Here is a 25,283-nt window from a genome sequence, read left to right as displayed (position 1 = left end):
TCAGTTCGCTCCCGCCAGCATCAGGTCCGGGAAGGGGTTGTAGTAGTCGGGAGACTTGGCGATCACGCCGTCGAGGCCCTTGCCGCCGTCCATCGTGCGCGAGATGTCGGCGAAGGTGCCGCGGCCGATCGCCGCGGGCAGGCCGATCTTCTCGATGTCGGCGAGGATGCCGACGGTTTCGGCGAGGACCTGCTGCGCGCGGGATTCGATCCGTCCGCCGGCCCTGAATTCGACCTCGTCGTGCAGATCGCGCATCGTGCCGAACACGTACTTCGCGTTCTGGATCGCGAGGAAGCGGTCCTGGATGAAGGGGGTGTGGATGGCCTCGGTCATCATGCCGAGCAGGTGGATGTTCTGCCCGGTGAGCGTGCTGACGACGTTGAACAGCGCGTCCTGGACATGCCCCTTGAAGATGTTGCCGGTCATGTGCTTCGTCGGCGGCATGTACTTCAGGCACGCTTCCGGGAAGACCTGGCGCACGAGCTGGGCGTGGGCGACTTCCCACAGGAAACCGTTCTCGAGGTCCGGGTTGATCTCGAAGGCGTGGCCGAGGCCCATCTGGTCGGGTTTCAGGCCCGAGATGTAGGCGAACTGCTCGTTGATGAGCTGGGACGCGAGCACCGTGTGAGCGGCGTCGAACGCGTCGGCGGTCGTCAGGTAGTTGTCCTCGCCGGTGTTGATGATGATGCCGGCGTAGGCGTTGACCATGCGCGAGAAGAATTGGTCGATGAAGGTGCGCTTCATGTTGATGTCGCGGAAGATGATTCCGTACATCGAGTCGTTGAGCATCATGTCGAGACGCTCCATCGCGCCCATCGCCGCGATCTCGGGCATGCACAGGCCGGAGCAGTAGTTCGTCAGGCGGATGTAGCGGCCGATCTTTGCGCCGACCTCGTCGAGCGCGGCGCGCATCAGGCGGAAGTTTTCCTGCGTCGCGTAGGTGCCGCCGAAGCCTTCGGTCGTCGCGCCATAGGGCACGTAGTCGAGCAGGCTCTGGCCGGTGGAGCGGATCACCGCGACGATGTCGGCGCCCTGCTCCGCGGCGGCGCGGGCCTGCACGATGTCCTCAAAAATGTTGCCGGTGGCGACGATGAGGTACAGCCACGGCGTGCGCGCTTCGCCGACCTTGTCGATCTGCTCGGCGCGCACGGCACGCTGGGCGGCGATGTGGTCGCACATCTTCGTGGCGATCGCTTCGGCGGCCTGACGCGCGGCCTTGTCGTGCTTCGGGCGGGCGAGCACGAGCTTGCCTGCGGCGACGGCTTCGGCGACCTGCTGAGCGCTCAGAGCATGCTCCGTCATCGCGCCCGCGACGACTGCCGCCGCGCCGTGCTGCAGCAGCCCCTGCTCGTGCAGGTGCCCGACGAGGCGGTTCGGCAGCGGGATCTGATTGTCGTCCACGCCGTCGACACCCATCAGGCGCAGCGTTGCGCGTTCGACGGTGGTCGTCGTGTATTGGCTCATGTCGTCGAACACGCGGTGCGCGATGCGGCGTGCCGACTCGCGCGCGCGGTCGATCTGGCCTTGGTCCAGGTTTAATTGGGTCATTCGAAAACTCCTTCCTGCATCATCAAGGCGGCAAAGAAATACACGAGGTCCGCTCGGGCACCGTGTTCCTCCCCTTCAAGGGGGAGGCTAGGAGGGGATGGGGTTTTCCGTCGGAACCCACCAGGGCCTGTACGAGCCCCGTCCGAAACCCATCCCCACCCCAACCCTCCCCTTGAAGGGGAGGGAGCGACCGTGCAGCACTCAAGCTTCATTCACGTAATTGCCTGTCGGGTTAATCGTTGTTCCTTGCGCATAACGTCCGTGACGACGTGATCGGGGAAGGCCCGGCGTGCCGCGTCGAGGAAGTCCCCGGCGTCGAAGCTGCCGCCGAGCGGCGAAAACGGGTTGAGGGTGATGCCGGCGATGCGGATGCCGCGGAAGGCCGCGAGCCGCCCGCCCTTCGCCGTGAAGGTCGCGACGTCGGTGGCGTCGATGAAGAGCTTGGTGCCGTCGGCGACGACGACCGAGAGCCCCGGATGGCGCGCGATCAGCGTGTTAAGCGCGTGCCACAGCGCGCGGCCGACCGCGCCGCTGACGGCGATGGTTGCGGGCTCGTGCAGGCCGAGCAGCGTCGACGCTGCGTTAAGCGTCGGGATGCGTGCGTCGAACACGGCTTCGCCAGCGCGATTCCACACGCCTATGCCGCCATGTGCGAAGACGTGCGCGCAACGTTCGGCGAGAACTTCATCGACCGCCCGAATGCCGAGGATCGCGAGCCGGTCGCGCGTCTTGCGGATCACGTCGGGGATGCCACCGCCGATCGCCGCGCCGGTCGCGAGCACCACACCGTCCGCAATCGCAGGCGACGCGTGATGGCTCCGTCCGAGTGCGCCGTCGAGCAGCACGAGCGCGCAGCCGCAGCCCTTCAGGATCGCAATCACCTTTTGCTGGTCCGAGCTGCGCGATGCGCCGGCGATCTCCATCTCGCCGTGGTCGAGTGCACGCACGATCAGGATCTCGCCCATCGGGCTCTCGATGCCGGTCGTGCCGATCTGCTTCCAGCGCACCTTCGCGCGCAGCAGCGTGTCGCGCGCGGTGGCGACGAGGCTGCCCGGCCACACGAGCACGGGCGGCTTCGGGATCGAGAACACCTGGTCGCGGTCCTCGCCGTCGCGGCCGATCGACGTGATGCCGACGCTCGTACCCTGCGCGTGGGCCTGCGCGAGGAGATGGTTCAGGCACACCGTCTTGCCGGTGTTCTTCGTCATCCCCATCACTGCCAGCGTCGTCATGCCGGCCGCGCGGATCTCGCGCCACAGCGCGCTCCCGGTCATGGCGCGCGCCTCAGACATACAGCGTCTCGAACAGGCGGCGCAGCGTGGGCGATTCGCGCAGCAGTTCCAGCGCGAGCACCGCGTGGCCCTTCGCGTAGCCGTTGCCGACAATCATCTCGACGTCCTTGCCGACGCCTTCGGCACCGAGCGCGGCGGCGGTGAAGCTCGTCGCCATCGAGAAGAAGTAGATCTTCCCGCCGTCACGGGTCGACAGGATGCTGCCCATCTCGGTGTTCGGGATGTTCACGCAGTTGATCACGACGTCGGCCATGCGCCCGCCGGTCAGCTCGGAGACGGCCTCCATCATCGACACCGCGTCGGTCGCGTCCGCCCGCAGCGCGTGATCGACCCAGCCGAGCTCGGTCATGCGGCGGCAGTCCTTCTCGAAGGGCGACACGCCGATCACGCAGCCGGTCGGCCCCGCGCGCTTCTTCGCTTCGTACACGCATAAGGTGCCGGACTTGCCGCCCCCGCCGACGACCACGACCGTATCGCCGGGACGCACGAGGCGCGCGGTCTGCGCCGGCGCACCGGCCACATCCAGGATCGCGAGCGCGACCTTCTCGGGGATGTCGTCGGGCAGCTTCGCGTACAGGCCGGTCTCGAACAGAATCGCCTGGCCGTCGATCTCGATCTGGTCCTTGTCGACGTGGATCTGGCGGATCGCGTCGATGCGCAGCGGCGTCAGCGACAGCGAGACGAGCGTCGCGATGCGGTCGCCAACGGCGAGGTCGATCTTGCCCGCAAGCTTGGGCCCGATCGCCGCGACACGCCCGATCAGCATGCCGCCCGAGCCCGTCACCGGGTTGTGCATCTTGCCGCGCTGGCCGACGATGTCGCGCACGCTCGCCGCGATGCGGCCGAGGTCGCCTTCGGCCTCGGTCTTGATCTGCGTGAAACTCGCGGCATCGATGTTCAGCGCGGACACGTCGATCAGGATCTCGTTGTCACAGAGCGACATCGAGTTGTCGATCTTCCACGCACCTTGCGGCAGCACGCCTTGCGGCTCGACGACGCGATGCGTGCCGTAGGGGGAACCATGCTTCATGCGGCTCCCCTTACGCGCGGCTGTGCGACGGAACGCGGAAGTCCAGGCCCAGGCCGGGCATCTCGACGGTGTCGCCCTTGTAGTTGCGGCACTTGATCGTCGTGCCCTGACCGTCGCGGCGGATCTCTTCCGTCACATAGGTCGGGATGATCGGCAGCTTGCCGAGACCGCCGAGGCCATCGACGACGAAGGTCGGCACCGCCGGGCCGCTGATCCAGCCGCGGATGCCCTCGTACAGTTCCAGCATGCGGTGGTAGGGCACGATGAAGTGGTGCGCGCCCTCGACCATGTCCGTCGAATAGACGTAGTACGGCCGCACGCCCATCTCGATCGCCTGCATGAAGAGCTCACGCAGCACAGCGACGTCGTCGTTCACGCCCTTCAGGCACACCGTCTGCAGCCCCATCATGATGCCGGCCTTCTGGATCAGCTTGACGCGCTCGCGCAGCAGCGGCGTGATCTCCTTCGGGTGGTTGATGTGGATGTTCACCATCTGCACGCGATGCTTCTCTAGGATCGCGCACAACTCGGGGGTCACGCGCGTCGGCAGTTGCACGACCATGCGCGAGCCGATGCGCAGGAAGCGCACGTGCGGCGCGCGTTCGCGGATTGCGCCGAGGATGTAGTCGAGGCGCTCGTCGTCGAAGGTCAGCGGATCGCCGCCCGACAGCAGCACGTCGTCGATGTCCTTGTTGCTCGCGATGTAGTCGATCGAGCGCTCAATCTCGTCCTTGTGCACCGAGCCTGCCGGCTGCGACACCATGCGCTTCCGCGTGCAGAACCGGCACAGCGTCGAGCAGGTGTTCGATACCAGGAACAGCACGCGGCGCGGGTAGCGGTGCACAACGCTGGTACCGGGAACGGTGTCGCCCTCCTCGCCCAGTTCGTCGAGCAGCGTGGCGAAACCGGCCTTCTGCTCCTCGTGGCGAGACGGCAGGTACTGCAGGCGGATCGGGCAATCCGGATCGTTCGGGTCCATCAGCTGCGCCATGTAGGGCGTGATCGACACCGCGAACTTCTCGTACACGGTCTCGTTCACGTCCTCCATGTTGTTCAGGACGTCCTTCAGTTCGGAGTGGTGGGTATAGCGGCGGCCGAACTGCTTCTGCCAGGGTTCGGAAGCTGGATCATAGGCTTCCAGTTCGGCGCGGGTCAGCAGTTGGCGGGGAGAGATGACGACTTTCTGCAGCATTTTCCTGTCCCTTTTGTTCGTCGTTATGAATGGCCGCGGGGGCCTGACGAAGACGAGTTTAGGGACGGGCTGCGCCAGCCTGAACAGGCAAAGTGACTTTGAATATGCCCGCAAATCAGTCAAAATGACCGACGTTCGGACAATCTGATTTTTACCCCGCAAAACCCATGGACGAACTCGACCGCCAGCTCATCGAGCTACTCAAAGTGAATGCCCGCCTGCCCGTCGTGAAGATCGCGCAGGCGCTCGGCTGCGCGCGCAGCACCGTGCAGTTGCGCCTGAAGGCGCTGGAAGATTCGGGAACGATCAGCGGCTACACGGTCAGCGTGACGAAGCCGCAGTCGTCGCGCTCGATCCAGGCGATGGTGCTGATCTCGATCGAGTCGAAGAACGAGCCCGACGTCGTGCGTGCGCTGAGAAAGCGCCACGAGATCACCAAGTTGTACTCGGTCAGCGGCCGTTACGACCTGTGCGGAATGCTGGAAACGGAGACCACGCACGAACTGGACGCGGTGATCGACCGGGTGCGGGCGATACGGGGTGTGGTGGACACCTTCTCGACGATATTGCTGTCGACGAAGCTGGACCGGCCGGGCTGATGCGCGCGACTTGCTCGTAACCCGATCCGAGGGTGGTGAGGCGCCCACCCTTCGTTCTGCGCAGGCGCCGCGAATCCCGCCCCGACTGAAACACCGGCGGTGACCCAAGCGCCCCGCCCCCCCCTGCTCCTCGCTCCCGACCCTATGAGCATCCTCGACACCTGCACCGAAACCGACATCACGCGCTGGCTCGGGCCCCACGAGGTCGCGAAGGGGCGTGCCTATCTGGGCGCTGTCTCCGACCTCGCCCGCGATGGCGAAACCCTGCGCGCCCGCGTCCAGGGCACACGGTCGCGGCCCTATCAGGTGGTGGTGCAATTCATGGGGGCCCCGCATTCGCAGCGCCCCGTTTCATACTGCTCCTGCCCGGTTGCCATCGACTGCAAACACGTCGCCGCCACCCTGCTCCGCTGGCTGACGGTGCGCACCAGCGATCCGTCACGCCCGCGCGAACAGATCCTCGCCTGGATCGAAGCGTTCCGCGGCATCACGGCACAGCAGCCGCCTACGACGCGCAAGCCCGCGCCCACCGCGCAGCACACGCTCCTCTACCTGATCCGCTTCCACAACGGTTATCAGCAGTACGCCGTGACCTGCTTCAAGGCGCGGCTCGGCCGCGACGGCTCGGTTCGACAGGCCGAAAGCTGGCAGAACGTCGAGCGGGCGCTCGACACGCCGCCGTCCTTCGTCAATGACGCGGATCTCGAGATCCTGGGCCTGCTCTGGAGCCAGCGGCCACGCGGACGCTTCTTCCAGGACGCGCTGCCGCTCGATGGCCGCAACGCCGAACAACTGATGACGCGCCTGGCACATTGCGAGCGTGCCTATTTCGACGAGCTCGGCGCCGCTCCGCTGAGCCTGGGCGACGCACGCCCCGGTTCGCCGCAATGGCTCAGCACCGCGGACGGACGACGCGCGCCGGGACTACGCCTGACGCCTCCGGCGGAGGTCGTGCTGCCGCTGCTGCCGCCCTGGTACGTGGACCGCAAGGCGAACGAAACCGGCCCCATCACCCTCGACGCCCCCGCCGAACATGTCGTGCGCCTGCTGTGGCTGCCGCCGCTGACGCCGGTCGAAGCGGAGATGATCAGCGCGACGCTGACCGAACTCGCCCCGGCCCTGCCATTGCCGAGCACGCTCGGCGAACCGCCACTGGAGCTGTCCGGCCCGCCCGTCCCGGTGCTGCGCGTCGACACGATTTCCAGCTACGACATCAAGTTCCGCAGCTACCCGCGCTATGGCGCGACGCTGTTCGACTACGCGACGCTCGCGTTCCGCTACGGCCCGCTGACGATCCCGCCCGGCGAGGCACCGATGTTCCACACCCTGCCCGACGGCCGCAGCGCACGGCTGCAGCGCGACACCAAGGCAGAATCGGCCGCCATCCGGCGCCTCGGTCAGGCGGGGCTGGGCAAGGTGGGCCTGCGGGGCGTCTCCAGCGCCTACGACACGCTCCCCGAACATGCCTTCGGCCTCGCCAGCGAAGACGCCTGGGGCCCGTTCACGGCCAACGAAATTCCGGCCCTGCGCGCCGAAGGCTGGGCGATCGAACTGCCGCCCGATTTCCGCCACCACGCCATCGACATCATCGACGTGACGCTCGACGTGGACGAGGCCGACGGCGGCTGGCTCGACATCTCGCCCGGCATCGAGGTCGACGGCCGCACGCTCGCCCTCGCGCCGCTGCTGGCCGAACTCTTCGGGCGCGACGCGCGCTGGCTGGGCGGCGGCCTCCAGCGCATCGCCGATGCGGAGGCGATCATCCTGCATCACGCCGACCTCGGCCGGCTGCGCATCGCGGCCGGGCGCCTGAAGCCGCTCGTCGGTGCGCTGGTGGACCTGTTCGACCGCCCCGAAGGGGCGCTGCGCGTGTCGCGCCTGGACGCCGCACGGCTGGCCGATCTCGATCTGCCGGGGCGCGGACGCGACGCGCTCGCCGAGCTCGCCCGCCGCCTGCGCGACGCCCGCGGCATCAAAGCCGTCGCCGCCCCGGAAGGATTCAACGCCGTGCTGCGCCCCTACCAGCTCGAAGGGCTCGCATGGCTGCAACACCTCGTGCGCCACGATCTGGCCGGCATCCTGGCCGACGACATGGGCCTCGGCAAGACCGCGCAGACGCTCGCCCACCTGCTCACGGAAAAACACGCCGGGCGGCTCGACCGACCTGCGCTGGTGATCCTGCCGACCTCGCTGGTGTTCAACTGGCAGGCCGAAGCGGCGCGCTTCACCCCCGGACTGCGCGTGCTGAACCTGCACGGCCCCGACCGTCACAGCCGTTTCGACCAGCTCGACGGCATCGACGTCGCGCTGACCACCTACCCCCTGCTGTGGCGCGACGCCGACGCGCTGCAGGCGCGCGAGTGGAGCCTGCTGATCCTCGACGAGGCGCAGACGGTGAAGAACGCCGCGAGCAAGGGCGCCCAGGTCATCCGCCAGCTGCGCGCGCGCCACCGGCTGGGCCTGACCGGCACGCCGCTGGAAAACCACCTCGGCGAGCTGTGGGCGCAGTTCGATTTCCTGCTGCCCGGCTTTCTCGGCACCGCAAAGGACTTCACCCGCCTCTGGCGCACGCCGGTCGAGAAGCGCGGCGACATGCAGCGGCGCGACCTCCTCGCCGCCCGCATCAAGCCCTTCATGCTGCGGCGGCGCAAGGATGACGTCGCGAAGGAGCTGCCGCCCAAGACCGTGATCGTGCGCAGCATCGGCCTCGAAGGCGGGCAGCGCGACCTGTACGAGATCGTGCGCTCGGCAATGGACGAGAAGATCCGTCACGAGATCGCCGCGAAGGGTTTCGCGCGCAGCCAGATCGTGATCCTCGACGCGCTGCTCAAACTGCGTCAGGTGTGCTGCGACCCGCGCCTGCTCAAGAGCACGGCCGCCGCGGCGAGGGTCAAGGAGCGCGCCAAGCTCGACCACCTGATGGACATGCTCCCCGAGCTGATCGCGGAAGGGCGGCGCATCCTCGTGTTCTCGCAATTCACCCAGATGCTCGCGCTGATCGCCGCCGAACTCGACCGCGCCCGGATCAGCTGGGTCGGCCTGACCGGCGACACGCGCGACCGCCGCACGCCGGTCGAGGATTTCCAGCGGGGGCGCGCGTCGGTCTTCCTCATCAGCCTGAAGGCAGGAGGCGTCGGCCTCAACCTCACCGCGGCCGATACCGTGATCCACTACGACCCGTGGTGGAACCCCGCCGCCGAAAACCAGGCCACCGACCGCACCCACCGCATCGGCCAGGACAAGCCGGTGTTCGTGTTCAAGCTGATCTGCGCCGGCAGCATCGAAGAACGCATCCTCGCGCTGCAGGAGCGCAAGGCCGCGCTCGCCGCCGGCGTGCTGTCGGAAGACGCCGACGCGCTCGCCAAGTTCGGTGCGGACGACATCGCCGCACTGCTCGCACCGCTGCCGGCTGCGGCGGCCTGACCGGGTCAGTCCCCGCCCCGTGTCTTCAGCGCAGCGCGCCCACCTCGTTCAACGACGCGCGAGCTGGCAGGGTCACAGCGCTCTGGGATTGCGGACCTGCACGCAGCCCGGCCACAGCTGGTCCTCCTGGTCGAGAACGAGTAGTTCCAGTTCCCGGAGCTTCTTCAGGTCGCGGCTGCGCGTCTTGTCGTTAAGCTTCAGGTAGAGGCTCGCATACCACGGCGTGTGCCGAAGTTCGCCAAGCGGCACGGGGCGGCCCTGGGTCAGCAGTTGCGACACGATGGTGTATTGGCGCGCATTGATCGCCTTGCTGTCCAGCAGCTCACGGGTCCGGCTCTGGAAAAGCAGGATGCTGACGAGCCGATTGACACGATCGTGCAGCGCGTTGATCGTCAGGAGCATCCCCTCCTGGTGAAACAGCACGAAGGCCGTGTTCGGATGCGGCTGATGCTTTTCGGCCGCCTTGCGGCAGGAACTGAACAGCGTGAAGTAAGCGTCGATGTTGTCGAGGTAGTAGCGCGCCAACGCAAAGGGGGCGTACTCGTAGCCCGCTGCCTGCAGCAGCGTGGCCTCGATGACCCGCCCGACACGCCCGTTGCCATCCCAGAAGGGATGGATCAGTTCGTAGTAGTAATGCACCAACGGCGCACGCACCAGGGGGGGCACGCCGGCATCGGCGAGTTGCTGGTGCCATGCCAGCAGTCCCTCCAGCAGCCGCCAGATGTCGCGCTCATACTGCGGCGGCTTGTACCGCCCGCCATGCTGCGGGCTGCCGACGTGAGTGATGCGGCCTTTCGGATTGTTGCGGATCAACCCGGGCCGGTTGTCGGGGTGCGGGAGGTCGTGGGTGATCAGTCCGTGGATGGTGGTGATGAAATCGATCGAGAGCGCCCACGCCGGATCGAGTGCAGCCTGCCGCGCCCGGCCGTATGCCGCCTTGATGTTGAGCACGCGACGCTGCTCGATTTCCTGTACCTGCGCGGGGTCGAGATCCATCGCCGCACGGGTCTCATCCTCGGTGAGGGTGCCACCTTCGATGGTGTTGGTCCCGTAGATGCTGCTGGCGATGACCTCGCGCTCGAGCTTGTTGGCGACCTGCGCCAAGGGGGAGTGCGCAAACCGCGCATGTGCGTCCTCGACGCGCTGCATCGTCAGCCGGAGTCGTTCCGGATCGACGCCGATCTCGAACAGCACCGGCCCGAAACGGTCGGTGTCGACGCGAAGCCGGATTTCGGGGATTTCGTGGGCGATCATGTCCGCTGGAATGTCCGTGACTGATATGGACGTTTATATCGCAATATCAGTTGCTTGGCGTTGTTCTCGGAAAATTTTTGTCCGAAGGAATGTCCGTTGCCATTGGCATCACGATCGAACCATCGCCGCGACGCTCACCCCTGCAGCCGATACGCCTCGCCCTCGCGCTGCACCATGCCCAGTTCTTCCAGCGCCTCGATCACCGACAGCACGGCGGCTTTGGGGGAGCGTTTGAACTGGGCGGCGACGGCTTCGAGCGGCAGGCTCTGGCGGGCGAGCGCGGCGCGTACGGCGGCGACCTGTTCGCGCATGTTCTTGGGCCACGCGAGCTTGCCGACGGGTGCCGCGGCAGGGGCGGCTTCGGCCGTTTCCGCTTCGCCGAGTTCGGCTTCGACCTGCTGCGGGGCGGTGGTGGCGTCGGGGTTCTGGTAGTCCGGGCGCAGCCAGCGCACGAGGCCGCGGGCTTCCTCGGCGGCGCGGCGGGCGTTGAGCTCGACGAGGCGGCGCAGCAGCTCCTCCTCGGCTTCCGCCTGCGCCTCGGGCTTGTCGGGCAGCGGGGTCGTCGCGCCGGGGCGGCCGATGAGGGCGGCGGCGAGGTCGCTCCAGCCGTAGGCGTCGAACACCGCGGCGTCGAGCGCGTCGTGCAGCTCGCGCAGCACCGACACCAGGCCCTGCTCGTGGATGACTTTGTCCTTGGCGTTCAGCGCCTCGCCGCTGCGCAGCTTTTCGAGCACGTTGTACATGCCGGTCAGCGTGAGGTCCGGGTGCTGCGCCTGCTGGCGCTTGCGGTGGGCGTCGAGCTGTTCGGCGAGGTCACGGATGCGGGATTGTTGCTCGGGGGTCGCGTCGGGGAAGGGAAAGGTTTCGAAGCAAACTGATTTGTTATATCTCGGGCGATCTTCAAGCGTACCTCCCGCCGCAAGCGCCCATGCAACGTGCAAACGACTGGATAGGGCGCCCAATACGTACGCGTCGTCGACCGCCACAACCAGAAGCGCCTGATCCGGTATGACCGCCCTCTCGAGGAACACAAAGAACCGATGTCGAGCCGTTATCGGCGTGGTGACAAATCGCGAGACAGTCGCGATCGTTTGACGCATCAGGGGCTGATTCTCACCAAACAGCCACCAGTTGTCGCGATAGCTGGCCCGCGGATTGTGATCGCGCTCGGGTTTGGCGCGCGTAAGGAGCCATTGATAGACGGAGGCCGACTTTGCTCGCAGTTCGTCGAGCTGAAACGGATAGGGGTCGAGCACCAACACGCCTCTCGGCTTGTCAGTTATGTCTTTCCCGTTCCGATATGGACGCGCAAGACTGCGAGTGGGGTCGATTTCTGTCGCCTCAGTGGGCGAAACGACAAACCCGGGGGCAAGAATTTGTACGCCACGATTCGCAATGATGCTATTTGCACGGAGGGCTCGGGCGCCCGCAATGTTCGCACCGATACGGAGGTCGGCATGAAGGACTCCCTCGGTGGTCGCGAGCAAGACCTCACGCTCGTCGCCTGCAGTTTCGGACTCATCACGAAGCGATAGAAGGCGACCACGTTCCATTCGGCCAGCCCCGACCGTCATCGCAATCCGCACCGCCGCGCCATCCGCCGCATCGACCCACGGATGATCGGGAATCGCGAAGGCCAGCGACAACGGGTTCTTCGCGCCGAGCTGCGCCTCGATGACGCGGCGGTTGAAGGTCTGCTTGATGCTGTTGGTGGTGATGAAGCCGAAGCGTTGCACGTCGCCGGCGCGCACGCGCTCGCCGGCGATGTGCCACCAGTACATGACGAAATCCGCCGACTCCGGGACTTCCGGCCAGGTGCGGCGCACCGCATCGACGTAGCCGTCGCCGAGCGCGCGGCGCATCGTGGCGGCGCCGATGAACGGCGGATTCCCCACGATGTAATCCGCCTGCGGCCACTCCGCCTTCCTCGGATTCACGTAGCGCACCTGCACCGTCTGCGCGCTCTCGTCCGGGATCGGCTCGCCGGTGATCGGACTCGCCTTGTACGTCACGCCATCCCAGCGCGTGACCGGACGCCCGGCTTCGTCGGTGACGAATTCCTCGCGCTCGTACTCGATCAACGCGTCGCGGTGCTGGATGTTCTTGAAGTCGCGCAGCACCGGCTCGGGCGGGTTCACCGAGCCGTGGGTGCGGAAGTGCCATTGCAGGTAGCCGATCCACAGCACCATCTCGGCGATCTTGGCGGCGCGGGGGTTGATCTCCAGGCCGAGGAACTGGTGCGGGTCGACGGTGACACCTTCGAGCTCCAGCAGGCCCTGCGATTCGCCGAGGTCGTGCAGCAGGTTGAGCACTTCGCCTTCGAGGCGCTTCAAGTGTTCCAGCGTCACGTACAGGAAGTTGCCGCTGCCGCAGGCGGGGTCGAGCACGCGCACTTCGCACAGGTGGCGGTGGAAGGCGCGGATCTCGGCGACCGCTTCCTTGTGCTTGCCCTACTGCTCGAAGGCGAGCGCGGCGGTCTGCACTTCCTTCCATTCACTGCGCAGCGGCTCGATGACGGTGGGCAGCACGAGGCGCTCGACGTAGGCGCGCGGGGTGTAGTGGGCGCCGAGCTTGTGGCGTTCGCGCGCGTCGAGGGCGCGTTCGAGCAGGGTGCCGAAGATGGCCGGTTCGACGTAGCGCCAGTCGGCCTGCGAAGCCTTGAGCAGGAGTTCGAGCTGGTCGCGGTCGAGCGGGATGGCGCTGGCGTCGCTGAACAGGCCGCCGTTGAAGCGCAGCACGTTGCCGCGCAGGATGGGCGAGAAGCCGCCGCTGTTCATGTTCTGCCACAGGTGTTCGAGCATCGGCGCGAAGGTGAGCGGCGAATCCTTGAGGCTATGCAGCAGGTCGGTGAAGCTGCGCACCGGCAGCAGGCCGACGTCTTCGGCGAACATCGTGAACAGCGCGCGCATCAGGAAGCCGGCGACCTTCTGCGGCGGGCGGCCGGCGGCTTCGAGCGATTTCGCGAGCGTGGCGAGGCGGTCGGCGATCTCACGCGTGACGCGCGCCGAGCGGCGCGCCGGGTCGAGGCTCTGCGGGTCGAGCCAGACGCAGCGCAGGCGCTCCCGGATGTCCTCGCGGCGCAGGTCTTCGAGGCGGAGGCGGTGGCTGCGCGGATCCGGGAAGGGGGTGTAGGTGGCGCCGGAGCGGCTGAATTCGGCGTACAGCTCGATGTTGCGGCCGACGTCCACGACGAGGATGAAGGGCGGACGGCCTTCGTCGGCGGGCAGCGCGCGGGCGTACTGGTCGGCCTGGTTGTGGGCGCGCAGCATGGCCTTGTCCCAGCCGGAGGAGTCGAGCGTCTTGCCGGTCTGCTTGGCCTCCAGCACGAAGGTGCCGCGCCGGTAGAGGTCGATGAAGCCGTTGTTGGTGCTGCCGTCGGGCTGGCGCATGACGACGCGGCGCTCGAACACGTAGGCGTTGTCGCGCGTGTCGTCGCCGGCCGGCTCGGGCAGCGGCAGGTCGAGCAGCGCGCACAGCTCGGTGAGGAAGAGCTGGTAGTTGGCCCGCTCGCTGCCGCCGGCCTTCTGCCAGCGCTGGATGAAGAGGTCGACGGCGGGGGTGGTCACAGTGGGGCGTCCGGGGCGGCAAAACCTTCGATTCTAACCGCTCGGGGCGCCACAGGCATGACTGCGGAATGACGCTACAGGGCGATCGCACGAACGTAGGGCGGGAGGAGCCGAAGGCGGATCCCGCCATGCGGCATTGGGTACGTCGCGGGAGCGTGGATTGGCGGGATGCGCTGCGCTCCTCCCGCCCTACGGTCCGCAGCCGGGACTGGCGGCAGCCCTTATGTCGCACCCAGCGCACACCGCGGCGTCGGACTCCACGCCAAACCGCCGCAGCAGGCGTAGGGCGGGAGGAGCCAAAGGCGGATCCCGCCATGCGGCGTCGGGTACGTCGCGGGAGCCTGGATTGGCGGGATGCGCTGCGCTCCTCCCGCCCTACGGTCCGCAGCCGGGACTGGCGGCAGCCCTTATGTCGCACCCAGCGCGCGCAACGCGGCGCCGGACTGTACGCCGAGCCGGCACAGGGTGTCTGGCGACAGGCTCAGGCGGTCATCGATGAGCTCGCCGGCGGCAGCGGACATACTGAAGCCCGCGCCCTCGCCCGCCGCGATCCACCACGATCCCGCCCCTTGCGCCGGACCGCCCTCATCCACAACCAGCTCGCGGCTGTTCGCGACGCCGTTGAGGGTGCGCGTATGCGCCTCGAGCACCATGCCCGCATCGAAGATGTCGACGTGGTTCTCAAAGTGGAAGCCGTCCTGTTCGAGCAGGCGTGCGAGCCCGGCGACCTCGGGGTGGATGCCGCCGACAGTGCCTTGCGCCGATTCGGGCAGCAGGCTCAGGTAGACCGGATGCTTGGGCATCAGCTCGGCGATGAAGGCCTTGCGGCCCTGCGCGACGAGGCGTTCGGCGCCGCGCTGGTCGACCTTGAAGAAGTGCCGCCCGACCGCTTCCCAGAACGGCGACGTGTCGTCGGGATCGCGCACGCCGTGCATCTCGATGATGGTGCGCGGCGCGAACTCGGCCAGGCGCGTGGCGATGAAGAGCTGTGCGGCCTTCGTCAGCTGCTCCGCGCCGCCCATGCCGCGCGCGTCACGCCGCACGTACAGGCTGTGCAGTTCGCTGCAGCCGGTGAGGTCGTTGCACAGGTACAGCACCTCATGGCAGCGATAGGACTTCAGGCGCGAACTGGAATGGACGATCTTGCCGAGGCGATAGTCGTAAAACGGCTGATCCAGGCCGATGCTGCACTCGAGCTGCACGCAGCCGACGACTTCTCCGCTCGCACAATCCTCCAGCAGCAGCAGATAGCCGCGCTCCGCATCGCTCGCCTCGCCGGCGAGGCTGCGCTCGACCCGCTCCAGCGTCGCGCGGCTTGCTTCGGGCGATTCCGCATGGCGCTCCAGCGCGCCGTCGGCCTCGATCACGAGCGCATGGAAGGCCGCTGCGTCGTCAGCACGCGCGACGCGCACGATAAAGCGGCCGGCGGAAGCGGGAAGGGAAACCTGTTCATGCCGGGACACAGAACACCTCGTCGTCGTCGATCAGTTCGAGCCGGCTCGCGGCATCCGCGGTCGTGGCGAGGCGGCCGTCGGGGCGCCGCAGCGCGGGCGCGAGCACGGCACGGAATCGACTGGCTTCGCCGTTCGCGAGCAGGCACTCGGGTTCGCTGCGCCCGATGGCCCCATCCACCGCAAGCGGTAGCTTCTGCGCGACGCGGATCGAGCGCGCCAGCCCGCGCTTGACGCAGAAGGTCGGCCCGCCGTCGAACACATCGACGTAGCGCTCGGCCTCGAAGCCCTCGTCGATCAGCAAGCCGTAGGTCGGCATGTACCCGGCGCGCGTCTGGCCGAGCACATTCTGCGCGCCCTCGGGCAGCAGCGGCACATAGATCGGATGGTGCGGCATCAGCTCGGCCATGAAGCTGCGGTCCTTGCCCAGCGCCAGCCGCTCCGCCTCGCGATAGGAGACACCGAAGAACCTGCTCCCGACCGCCGACCAGAACGGCGACTCGCCGTCGTCATCGACCAGGCCCGGCAGCGGCGCGATCAGGTCCTCGGCAAACCGTCCGGGCTGCGTCGCGATGAACGCCAGCGCGGCCTGCACGAGCGCGCGCTCGACACGCACCCGGCGGCCGTCGCGCGCGACCAGCGGCGGGCGCAGCAGCGTGAAGCCGGAGAGGTCGTGGCTCAGCGTCAGCGCATACATGCGGTGGTTGACGCCCAGCTCGGGCGAGGCGTGGATGATGGTCTCGTTGCGGAAGGAATAGTCGGCGCCGGGATAGCCTGCCGCGGCGACGACCAGCATCGCGCCGACGAGGGCACCGTCGTCGGTGGCGACGAGCAGGTACTGCTCTTCGCCGGGGAAGTCGATGTCCGCCGCGAACGCGTCCTCGCTCTGCGCAATGAGGCGTTCGAGCAGCCGGGGGTCGTTCGGCAGCGATACGTCGGGCGCGCCGGCGCGCGCGGCGGTCTCGGCCAGGGCGTCCAGGTCGGAATGCTGGGCGGGTCGGATCGTCAGCATGAAGGCTCCGTTGGGGGCGTGCCGGCGGCGCGGGAATCCGGGCCCTGGCTGCCGGTGAGCGTGGCGCGCGCGCGGTCTTCGCGCGGCGTGATGCCGAAATGGGCGCGGTAGGCGGTGGCGAAGTGCGAGCCCGACGAGAAACCGCAGGACAGGCCGATCTGCACGATGGACTGCTGCGTGCGCACGATCAGCTGGCGCGCGCGCTCGAGGCGCAGTTCCTGGTAGTAGCGCGAAGGCAGGATGTCGAGGTTCTGCTTGAACAGCCGCTCCAGCTGGCGCCGCGAGATGCCGACGCATTCGGCGATCTCGTCCGAGCCGAGCGGCTCCTCGAGGTTCGCCTCCATCACCAGCAGCGCCTCGTTGAGCTTGGGCGGGTGCTGCGAGATGCGGCTAGAGGCCGGCACCGCCTGTTTCTCGTGGCCGGGGCGGATGCGGTCCAGCCCGAACTGGCGCGCGACGTTGTCGGCGAGCCGGGGCGAAATTTGCTGCGCGATCACGCACAGCATCATGTCGAGCGTTGCCTGGCTGCTCGACGCGGTCAGGCGGTCGGCATCGATCTCGTACAGGCTCGCGCACAGCACCAGCGCGGGATGACGCTCGCGGTAGAACGTCATGTCCTCCCAGTGCACGGCGACGCGGCGATTGTCCAGCAGCCCCGCCGCCGCGAGCCAGCCGGAGCCGCCGCGGTTGCCGCAAAAGGCCGCGCCCACGCGCGCGATGCGCTTCAGTTGCGAGACGATGTCCGCCGCGTTGATTCCGGACTGATGCAGGTCGGAGGCGACGACGAGGGCGTCACAGCGCACCAGCGCGGTCAGCGCACCGCCCACGGACAGGCGGCCTCCGCCGGGTAGCGCGACCGGCGCGCCGTCGGCCGAGACGAGATGCACGGCGTAGTAGCGCTGTCCGCCCAGCCGGTTGGCTTCGACGAAGGGATCGACGATGGCGCCGATCGTGCCGAGCGACACCGGCGGCAGCAGCAGCACGGCGACGTCGAGCGGCTGTGCGCCGCGCTCGGCATCGACGGGCTGGTCCCAGCGCATCCTCGCCCCTCCCTGGCTGCGCTCGTCCGCCGACGCGAACGTGCGACTACTTCAGGTTGCCCGACAGGAACTGCTGCAGCCGCTCGCTCTGCGGGCGCACCAGCACTTCCTTGGGATTGCCCTGCTCCTCCACGCGCCCGCGGTGGACGAAGATCACGTGGTTGGAGACTTCGCGCGCGAAGCCCATCTCGTGCGTGACGACAAGCATGGTGCGCCCCTCTTCGGCGAGCGAGCGCATGACCTTCAGCACCTCACCGACGAGTTCCGGATCGAGCGCCGAGGTCGGCTCGTCGAACAGCAGCACGGAAGGCTCCATCGCCAGCGCGCGGGCGATCGCGACGCGCTGTTGTTGGCCGCCGGACATGTGGGCCGGATAGGCATTGCGGAGATTCCACACGCCCACGCGCTCGAGGTAGCGCTCGGCGCGCTCCAGCGCCTCCGCCTTGGGGAGGCCCAGCACGTGGATCGGCGCCTCGATGACGTTCTCCAGCACCGTCATGTGGCTCCACAGGTTGAAGTGCTGGAACACCATCGACAGGCGGGTGCGGATCAGCTGCAGCTGTTTCGGGTCGGCGACGACGAGGTCGCCCTTGCGGTTGCGCACCAGCCCTACCTCCTTGCCGCCAACCGTGATGCGGCCGGAGGTGGGGTTTTCGAGGAAGTTGATGCAGCGCAGCCAGGTGCTCTTGCCCGAGCCGGACGAGCCGATGATGCTGATGACGTCGCCGGAACTCGCCGACAGCGATACGCCCTTCAGCACCTCGTTGTCGCCGTAGGACTTGTGCAGATCCTCGACGCGGACCTGTTCGACGGTGGCAGTCTGATTCATTGCGGTTCCTTGCGTGACGGCGGAGCGCACGTCGTTGAGCGCATCCCCGGGCGCCTCGTGCAGGCCGAGGGAGTTATGCGGGTCACCGACGCTGATCCGTTCGAAAGTCGCGGCGTGGTTCATTATGCTGCCTCCTTGCGCTTCGTGGCCTTGCGTGGTGCGAGATGGGCGAGCCAGCGGCCTTCGGCGTACTTGAACATGCCCACCAGCAGGAAGGTGAGCACGAGGTAGACGAGACCCGCGAAGACGAAGGCCTCGAAGGGTGCGAAATGGCGCGAATACACGTTGCGCGCGGCGCCGGTGATGTCGACGAGAGTCACCGCGCTGGCGATCGCCGAACCCTGCAGCATCAGGATCACCTCGTTGCTGTACGAGGGCAGCATGCGGCGCAACGCCGACGGCAGCACGATGCGCTGCAGCGCCTTGAAACGGCTCATGCCCATCGCCTTGGCTGCCTCGATCTCGCCATGCGGCGTGTTGCGCATGGCACCGGCGATGATCTCGATCGTGTAGGCGCAGGTGTTGAGGCCGAAGGCCACCAGCGCGCAGAAGAAGGGTTCGCGGAACGGCAGCCACAAGGGGTTGCCCGCCTCCCACGCCGCCTGCATCCATTGCCACTGGCCGGCGCCGTAGTAGATCAGCAGCAGTTGCACGAGCATCGGCGTGCCGCGGAAGAAGTAGGTGTAGGCGGCGACCGGGCCGCTGATCCAGCGGTTCTTCGACACGCGCGCCACGGCGAGCGGCACGGCGGCGGCGAAGCCGCACAGCAGCGCGATGCCGGTGAGCTGCAACGTCATCAGCAGGCCGCGCCAGAACTCCGGCAGGCTGGTGGTGATGACCTGGAAATCGAACAGTTCCATGATGACTCCAGCTCCCTCAGACGTTGGCTTCGCGGACGCCGACGTTGTAGCGGGTCGTCAGCCGGTTGAGGACGTAGCCCGACACCGCGGTCATCGCCAGGTACAAAGCGCAGACGGCGAGATAGAAGGTGAAGGGCTGGTGCGTGGAGCGCCCCGCCTGGTCGGCGAGCGAGGTCATGTCGGACAGGCCGATCATCGACACGATCGCGGTGCTCTTCAGCAGCACGAGCCAGTTGTTGCCGATGCCGGGCAGCGCATAGCGCAACATTTGCGGAAACATGATCCGCCGGAACACCTGCCAGCCGGTCATGCCGTAGGCGCGGCCGGCTTCGAGCTGGCCGGCGGACACGGCGAGGAAGGCGCCGCGGAAAGTCTCGGTGAAATAGGCGCCGAAGATGAAGCCGATCGTCAGCACGCCGGCGACGAAGGGGTTGATCTCGATGAACTCCCACTCGAAGTAGTCGACGACCTCGTTGAGCAGCAGCTGGCCGCCGTAAAACACCAGCAGCATCATCACCAGGTCAGGCACGCCGCGCACGATCGTCGTGTAGAGCATGGTCCACAGGCGCAGCGGCAGGAAGTCGGACAGCTTGAACGCCGCACCGAGCAGGCCGGTCGCGACCGCCAGCACCAGCGACAGCAGCGCCACCTTCAGGGTGACCCACGCGCCGCCGAGAAGGCTGGGGGAGTATTCGATCAGGGCATCCATTACTCACGGACTCCGGGGAAACGGGAAAAGAAAAAGCGCCGCTTGCGAAAGCAATCCGGCGCTTGTCTTCAGGGCAATGATCAGTTGCCGTAGATGTCCATCGGGAAGTACTTCTTGCGGATCTCTTCGTACTTGCCGTTGGCGCGGATGGCCGTGAGGGCCTTGTTGAGCTGCGCGGTCAGCTCCTTGTCCTTCTTGCGCACGGCGATGCCGATGCCCTCGCCGATGACGCCCTTCTCCTCGGCGTTCTTGCCGAACAGGCGGTCGCCGGCGACGTCGTAGCCCTGGCCTTCGGGCTTGGTCAGGAAGCCGCCGTAGGCTTCGAGGTAGTCGGCGAATGCGGCGTCCAGGCGCCCCGACTTCAGGTCGAGGTAGGCTTCATCCTGCTTGGCGTAGCGGACCAGCTCCGGGCCCTTGCCTTCCCAATACTTGGTGGCGAAGTTGTCGGAGACGGTGCCGCGCTGCACGCCGACCTTCTTGCCCTTGAGCGAGGCCATGTCGGGACGCAGCGGCGAGCCGCTCTTGGCGATCAGCGCCAGCGGCGAGGCGTAGTACTTGTCGGTGAAGTCGACCTTGGCCTTGCGTTCGTCGGTGATCGACATCGAGGCGATGATCGCGTCGAACTTGCGCGCGACCAGCGCCGGGATCATGCCGTCCCATTCCTGCTTCACCCAGGTGCACTTGGCTTTCATCTCGGCGCACAGCGCATTGCCGATATCGACGTCGAAGCCCTGCAGCGAGCCGTCGGCGGCGGTGATGTTGAACGGGGGGTAGGCACCCTCGGACGCCAGGCGGATCTCTTTCCAGTCTTTTGCGAAGGCGCCGCCCGCGGTCAGGGCGAGCATGGCGAACAGCAGTGCAGTCTTTTTCATCCGGAATTCCTCATGAGTTCTTCACAGCGGTTTCGCGCCCGTGGTTAGGGACGCACGAAAGACCACGACATCATTGGGTAAAAATCAGGAACGCTGCGCATGGTGGCAAAAAAACCCCCGCGCCTCAATGAGGGCTCTCCACCGTTTTGCAGCGCAGTAAATTTGCGCGGGGAAATCGCAGACCTGCGCAAACCCTCTTTGCTACAAGGTTCCTTCGCTGTCAATCGGGTCCATCCGCAAACGGCGGTGATGCGCCCGGAGGGGCAAAGCTGATAGCAAATGTCGCAAAACTGTAATCGGGGGCGGCTTGCGCGGCGTGCACCGAGTCATTCAGTCGGCGGATCGTTCTCCGGCGTGATCGTGGCCGTCCCGGTGCTCACCCAGGCCTTCCTCCCGCCCATCCCCCACGGCACAGATATCCCCTCCCCCCTCACCTATAGTGAACGTACGCAACACCGCAGTCCCACAAGCACAAGAAGTCAACAGGGAGCCATTCACCCCGGGGAGAGACCCATGACACACAAATCCGCCATAGTGGCACTGCTCGGTGCAGTGCTGATCCTGGCGCTCCCGTCCGCGCTCGCAGCAGACACAGTCAGCGACGCATCTTTCGACCAGCAGGCGCGGGCGATCGATGAAGGGATGAAGCTGAAGGAAGACTCGGGCGTATTCGGCCGGCCCGGCCGAAGTGGTGACGAGGGCCCGCGGGCAAGCGCCGTCGGCGACCGCGAGATGGATCGCTACGTGCAGCGCCTGGCGCTGGAGATCCGCCTGCGCAACGCCATCATGGACCGCGATCCGAGCGGATTCCGCTGATCGCGGCCGGCGTCACCACTACCCCTCGGCCAGGCCCAGCGTGCTCGCGAGGGCGTCGATGAACGGCCGGTGTTCGTCGGGCACTTCCTTGCGCCACTCGCGGACGTAGCCGGCAATTCCGGCTGAGCTTCCGGCCGCTTCGAGGTTGAGATAGCGCAACACGACCCAGCGTGCGGCGTCGCGCTCGAAATGCGGAAGAAGGAGATTGGCGACGACTTCGTTGTCACCACGGCGATAGGGATCGGCCGACAGACGGGGAAGCGTCGACTTCAGCCATGAAGCGGCGGACACGCCGGCCGGAAGCCGGCGATGCGGCTCAGTAACGAGCCCCTCGGCATAGGAGGCGAGGCTGGGCGCGTACGCCTCCCACCCCGGATACGGCGCGTCGGTCCGCCAGCGCACCGCCATGCTGCGCAGCACGTAGAGGCCGGCCGCCTCGCACAGCGCCTCCTCGAACCACTGTGTCGTGCGACGCGTCGTGTCGTGCGCACGGTGGTCATAGTTCGACAGGATGTGGCACAGCTCGTGGCCGAACTGGTACACGTACTGTGCCCAGCCACGATTGCGTGCGGACAGGTGCACGCGATATTCCCCGTCATGCCCCTTGTCGAACAGGGCCACCGGACTGCCCGCTGCGTAGCGGACGACGATGGGGCTCACGAGTCCATGCGCGGCGCCCCCTGTCAGTTCGTCCGCGACGGCGTTGAGCAGGGTTTCGACCTCGTCGCGCGCGGCGCTGCCCCAGTCCTCGCCGTCCACGCGAATTGTGAGGCCCGACAGCCCCGGGATGGGCGCAACCCCGTCCCCCGCAAGCGCGTGCGGCACGACGGCGGCGAGCGCCCCCAGGGCGACCAGCGCCTGCACGAACATCCATCGGAACGCCTGCCTCGTCCTTGCCACCTTCTCCACCCCCGGCACCGGAAATTCCGGCGCTCGATGCTGCCGCACCTTACTCCACGTAGTGACCGACACCAATCAGCGAGCCGCCCTCGCGCCGTACGTAGGAGCGCTTCTTCTCGACGCGGTTGGTCACCGGATTGCGCCATACATAGTCCACGGTGGCCGCATCGGCCGATTTCAGCTTCTCGATCATCTCGGCGACGATCTTGTGGCCTTCGGCGTCGGCGAGGCCGCTCGCGTCGGTATCGGATAACGCAGGATTCATGCCCATCGCCTCGAACTTGCCGCTATCGAGATTCACCATAAAGACGTAGAGGTCGTCCTTCACGAAATTGCCGCGACGATCGTTGAACGCGGCGGCAGCCTTGACGTGACCTTCGCCGCGCGCGAGCGCGACGGCGCGGTCGAGCATCGCGCGGGCGTCGTCGGCGCTCGCGCGCGGTGCCGAGTAGCCGACGCCGAGCACGTAACCACCGATCTTGCGCACGTAACTCACCTTCGGCTCGACCTTGTTGGTCACGCGATTGAGCCACATGTAGCGCACCGTGGCTTCGGGCGTGACGCGCGTGCTGTCGATCATCTCGCGGAACAGCGGGTTGCCCGCCGCGTCCGTGGTGTTCAGCACGGTCAGGCCGACGAGCGCCTCGGGTGCGGCGCCGCTCGCCTGATACACGCCCTTGTCGTCGATCACGAACACGTACAGGTCCTTGCGCACGAACTGGCCGCTGCGGTCGTTGAAGGCGGCGAAGGCGCGGTCGGGGCCGTTCGCTTCCATGTACTTGACCGCCTGGTCGAACAGCGTGCGGGCCTCGCGCGGGGTGCTGCGGTCCACGGCCGTGGCGGACTGCGCGGCGAAGGCAAGCAGGGTGGCGGCGGCGAGCGACTTCAGGGGGAGACGTTTCACGTGCGGTTCCTCTCTGGCGAGATGCGGAAAATCGGAAGTTGAGGCGCTGGCGAGATGGCCGGCTGAACCCGCCCGGGCGCCAAACGGCAGGCCCAGGCAGGCTCAGCGGGCCACCCCGGCGAACCGGGGGGGCCTTGCGTGCGGGACGGCACGACACCGTCCCGCGATGCGATTACGACTTGTGCAGCTTGAACACCCATACGGAACCGCCCTGCTCGAGGAAGTTCACGCGCTTGGCGACATCCCCGCCCCACAGCGGCACCGCGCCGCCCCAGCCCGACACCACCGCGATGTACTGCTCGCCGCCGTCTTCCCAGGTGATCGGGGGCGCGATGATCCCGGAGCCGGTCTGGAACTTCCAGACTTCCTTGCCGGAGGTCGCGTCGATCGCCTTCAGGTAGCCTTCGGGGGTGCCGTAGAACACCAGGTTGCCGCCGGTCGCGAGGACGCCGCCCCACAGCGGCGCGTTGTTCTTCACTTCCCACACGATCTTGCCGCTGACCGGATCGACCGCGCGCAGCGCGCCGATGTAATCCTCGTTGAGCGGCTTGATCGTGAAGCCCGCGCCGAGGTAAGCCGCGCCCCGTTTGTACGACACCGGCTCGTTCCAGATGTCCATCGCCCACTCGTTGGCCGGCACGTAGAAGTAGCCGGTCTTCGGGCTGAAAGCCATCGGCATCTGGTTCTTGCCACCCAGGAAGGACGGCGCATTGAGCACCACCTCGCCCTTCTTGCCGTCGCCGCCGCCTTCGGTGAAGGGGTTGCCCGGGCGCTTCTTGTCGTCGTAGAGCGGACGGCCGGTGTTCAGGTCGATGCCCTTGGCCCAATCGATCTGCTTCACGAACGGGAAGGCGTTGAGCAGCTTGCCGTTGGTGCGGTCATTGACGAAGAAGAAGCCGTTGCGGTCCGCCTTGCCGCCCGCCTTGACCATCTTGCCGCTCTTCGGATCCTTGTACTCGAAGGACACGAATTCGTTCACGCCGTCGTAGTCCCAGCCGTCGTGCGGCGTGGTCTGGTAGTGCCACACGATCTTGCCGGTGTCGGGATCGATCGCGACGGTCGAGGACGAGTACAGGTTGTCGCCCGGACGCAGCCAGCTGTTCCACGGCGCCGGGTTGCCGGTGCCGATGAAGATCAGGTTGACGTCCGGATCGTAGTAGGCCGACAGCCACGGTGCCGCGCCGCCGGTCTTCCACAGGTCGCCCGGCCAGGTGGCGTTGGTCGTGCCGCTGATGCCGTTCTCGACCTGGGTGCCGTCCTTGTCGTACTTGAAGCCCATGTGGCCTTCGACCACCGGACGCGTCCAGATCAGCTTGCCGGTCTTCGGATCGCGCGCATCCACGCGCCCGACGATACCGAACTCGCCGCCGGAGTTGCCGGTGATGAGCATGCCCTTGACGATCTGGGGCGCGGCGGTGAAGGAGTAACCCGCCTTGTAGTCCTCGATCTTCTCCTTCCACACCACCTTGCCGGTGTCCTTGTCCAGCGCGACGAGCTGCGCGTCGAGCGTGCCGAAGATCACCAGGTTGCCGTAGATCGCGGCGCCGCGGTTGACGACGTCACAGCACGGCATGATGCCGTCGGGCAGGCGGTGCTCGTATTTCCACAGCTTCTCGCCGGTCTTCACGTCGAGCGCGAAGATGCGGCTGTAGGAGGCGGTCACGAACATCTTGCCGTCATGCACCAGCGGCTGCGACTGCTGGCCGCGCTGCTTTTCGCCGCCGAACGAGAACGACCACACCGGCACGAGGTTCTTGACCGTCTGGGGGTTCACCTTCGCCAGCGGGCTGAAACGCTGGCCCTTGGTGCCGAGGCCGTGGGTAACGACCTGCGAGGTATTGCCGGTGCCGTCCGCGAGGATGTCCGCGTCGGTCACCTCCTTGGCCTGCGCGCTCCCCATGCCTGCCAGGGACAGCGCGAGGACGGACACCGCGACGGACCACCCTGCGCGTTTCCGGATCTGCTCCATTTGAATCCTCCTTTTCG

The 25,283-nt window shown here is 66.9% G+C and carries 20 protein-coding genes; 3 read left to right on the top strand and 17 right to left on the bottom strand.

Annotated features, from left to right (window positions below; all coding sequences use genetic code 11):
- The 4 genes from kamD to AzCIB_RS05315 all read right to left on the bottom strand — a co-directional run bounded on the left by kamD (window position 1) and on the right by AzCIB_RS05315 (window position 5,062).
- Window positions 1-1,548 carry a lysine 5,6-aminomutase subunit alpha gene (kamD, locus tag AzCIB_RS05330; RefSeq protein ID WP_050414940.1) on the bottom strand — a complete coding sequence of 516 codons (1,548 nt, stop codon included), beginning with the start codon at window positions 1,546-1,548 and terminating at the stop codon, window positions 1-3.
- 212 nt (window positions 1,549-1,760) lie between these two features.
- Complete coding sequence (gene kamB, locus AzCIB_RS05325) at window positions 1,761-2,840, bottom strand: lysine 5,6-aminomutase reactivase subunit KamB (protein ID WP_050414939.1); 1,080 nt, start codon at window positions 2,838-2,840, stop codon at window positions 1,761-1,763.
- Window positions 2,833-3,870, bottom strand: coding sequence for an L-erythro-3,5-diaminohexanoate dehydrogenase (gene kdd, locus AzCIB_RS05320; RefSeq protein WP_050414938.1), 1,038 nt, complete (start codon window positions 3,868-3,870; stop codon window positions 2,833-2,835). The genes kamB and kdd overlap by 8 nt, the downstream gene beginning before the upstream one ends.
- 10 nt (window positions 3,871-3,880) lie before the next feature.
- Window positions 3,881-5,062, bottom strand: coding sequence for a KamA family radical SAM protein (locus AzCIB_RS05315; protein ID WP_050414937.1), 1,182 nt, complete (start codon window positions 5,060-5,062; stop codon window positions 3,881-3,883).
- Between the two features lie 167 nt (window positions 5,063-5,229).
- On the opposite strand from AzCIB_RS05315, the gene AzCIB_RS05310 reads away from it, so the two are divergent.
- Together AzCIB_RS05310 and AzCIB_RS05305 are read left to right on the top strand one after the other, a co-directional pair.
- On the top strand, window positions 5,230-5,661 hold the full coding sequence (locus AzCIB_RS05310; protein ID WP_050414936.1) for an Lrp/AsnC family transcriptional regulator: 432 nt from the start codon (window positions 5,230-5,232) through the stop codon (window positions 5,659-5,661).
- A 144-nt stretch (window positions 5,662-5,805) separates the two neighbouring features.
- A complete protein-coding gene (locus tag AzCIB_RS05305; RefSeq protein ID WP_050414935.1) occupies window positions 5,806-9,084 on the top strand; it encodes a DEAD/DEAH box helicase in 3,279 nt (1,092 codons plus the stop codon).
- 72 nt (window positions 9,085-9,156) lie between these two features.
- On the opposite strand, the gene AzCIB_RS05300 is transcribed toward AzCIB_RS05305, so the two are convergent.
- From AzCIB_RS05300 to aotJ, 10 genes are all read right to left on the bottom strand, one after another.
- Window positions 9,157-10,338: a Fic family protein gene (locus AzCIB_RS05300; protein ID WP_050414934.1), complete on the bottom strand. Its 1,182-nt coding sequence runs from the start codon at window positions 10,336-10,338 to the stop codon at window positions 9,157-9,159.
- A gap of 134 nt (window positions 10,339-10,472) precedes the next feature.
- Window positions 10,473-12,725, bottom strand: coding sequence for a DNA methyltransferase (locus tag AzCIB_RS25060; protein WP_232299360.1), 2,253 nt, complete (start codon window positions 12,723-12,725; stop codon window positions 10,473-10,475).
- A 63-nt stretch (window positions 12,726-12,788) separates the two neighbouring features.
- On the bottom strand, window positions 12,789-13,904 hold the full coding sequence (locus AzCIB_RS24610) for a type IIL restriction-modification enzyme MmeI (RefSeq protein ID WP_232299359.1): 1,116 nt from the start codon (window positions 13,902-13,904) through the stop codon (window positions 12,789-12,791).
- Window positions 13,905-14,311: 407 nt separating this feature from the next.
- Window positions 14,312-15,367: an arginine N-succinyltransferase gene (locus AzCIB_RS05290; RefSeq protein ID WP_050414933.1), complete on the bottom strand. Its 1,056-nt coding sequence runs from the start codon at window positions 15,365-15,367 to the stop codon at window positions 14,312-14,314.
- Window positions 15,354-16,367, bottom strand: a complete 1,014-nt coding sequence (locus AzCIB_RS05285; protein ID WP_050414932.1) for an arginine N-succinyltransferase — start codon at window positions 16,365-16,367, stop codon at window positions 15,354-15,356. The genes AzCIB_RS05290 and AzCIB_RS05285 overlap by 14 nt, the downstream gene beginning before the upstream one ends.
- The gene (locus AzCIB_RS05280; RefSeq protein ID WP_050414931.1) at window positions 16,361-17,407 is read right to left on the bottom strand and encodes a GlxA family transcriptional regulator; all 1,047 of its coding nucleotides are present in this window, start codon (window positions 17,405-17,407) and stop codon (window positions 16,361-16,363) included. Before AzCIB_RS05280 ends, AzCIB_RS05285 begins: the two co-directional genes overlap by 7 nt.
- Window positions 17,408-17,453: 46 nt before the next feature.
- The gene (locus AzCIB_RS05275; RefSeq protein WP_050418232.1) at window positions 17,454-18,236 is read right to left on the bottom strand and encodes an ABC transporter ATP-binding protein; all 783 of its coding nucleotides are present in this window, start codon (window positions 18,234-18,236) and stop codon (window positions 17,454-17,456) included.
- 122 nt (window positions 18,237-18,358) lie between these two features.
- Window positions 18,359-19,096 carry an ABC transporter permease gene (locus tag AzCIB_RS05270; protein WP_050414930.1) on the bottom strand — a complete coding sequence of 246 codons (738 nt, stop codon included), beginning with the start codon at window positions 19,094-19,096 and terminating at the stop codon, window positions 18,359-18,361.
- A 16-nt stretch (window positions 19,097-19,112) separates the two neighbouring features.
- Complete coding sequence (locus AzCIB_RS05265; protein ID WP_050414929.1) at window positions 19,113-19,805, bottom strand: ABC transporter permease; 693 nt, start codon at window positions 19,803-19,805, stop codon at window positions 19,113-19,115.
- Between the two features lie 80 nt (window positions 19,806-19,885).
- Entirely contained in the window at window positions 19,886-20,677 is a 792-nt protein-coding gene (aotJ, locus tag AzCIB_RS05260; RefSeq protein ID WP_050414928.1) for an L-arginine-binding protein AotJ, read from the bottom strand.
- Window positions 20,678-21,190: 513 nt separating this feature from the next.
- Here aotJ and AzCIB_RS05255 point away from each other — a divergent pair.
- Window positions 21,191-21,493, top strand: a complete 303-nt coding sequence (locus tag AzCIB_RS05255; RefSeq protein WP_050414927.1) for a hypothetical protein — start codon at window positions 21,191-21,193, stop codon at window positions 21,491-21,493.
- Between the two features lie 18 nt (window positions 21,494-21,511).
- Here AzCIB_RS05255 and AzCIB_RS05250 read toward each other — a convergent pair whose 3' ends face one another.
- From AzCIB_RS05250 to AzCIB_RS05240, 3 genes are all read right to left on the bottom strand, one after another.
- A complete protein-coding gene (locus AzCIB_RS05250) occupies window positions 21,512-22,363 on the bottom strand; it encodes a hypothetical protein (protein ID WP_050414926.1) in 852 nt (283 codons plus the stop codon).
- 79 nt (window positions 22,364-22,442) lie between these two features.
- Entirely contained in the window at window positions 22,443-23,297 is an 855-nt protein-coding gene (locus AzCIB_RS05245) for a cache domain-containing protein (protein WP_198149613.1), read from the bottom strand.
- Window positions 23,298-23,469: 172 nt separating this feature from the next.
- Window positions 23,470-25,266, bottom strand: a complete 1,797-nt coding sequence (locus AzCIB_RS05240; RefSeq protein ID WP_050414925.1) for a methanol/ethanol family PQQ-dependent dehydrogenase — start codon at window positions 25,264-25,266, stop codon at window positions 23,470-23,472.
- Window positions 25,267-25,283 lie beyond the last annotated feature (17 nt).

The sequence above is a fragment of the Azoarcus sp. CIB genome, assembly GCF_001190925.1.
GTDB lineage: Bacteria > Pseudomonadota > Gammaproteobacteria > Burkholderiales > Rhodocyclaceae > Aromatoleum.
This window is presented reverse-complemented; position numbering and strand designations above follow the sequence as displayed.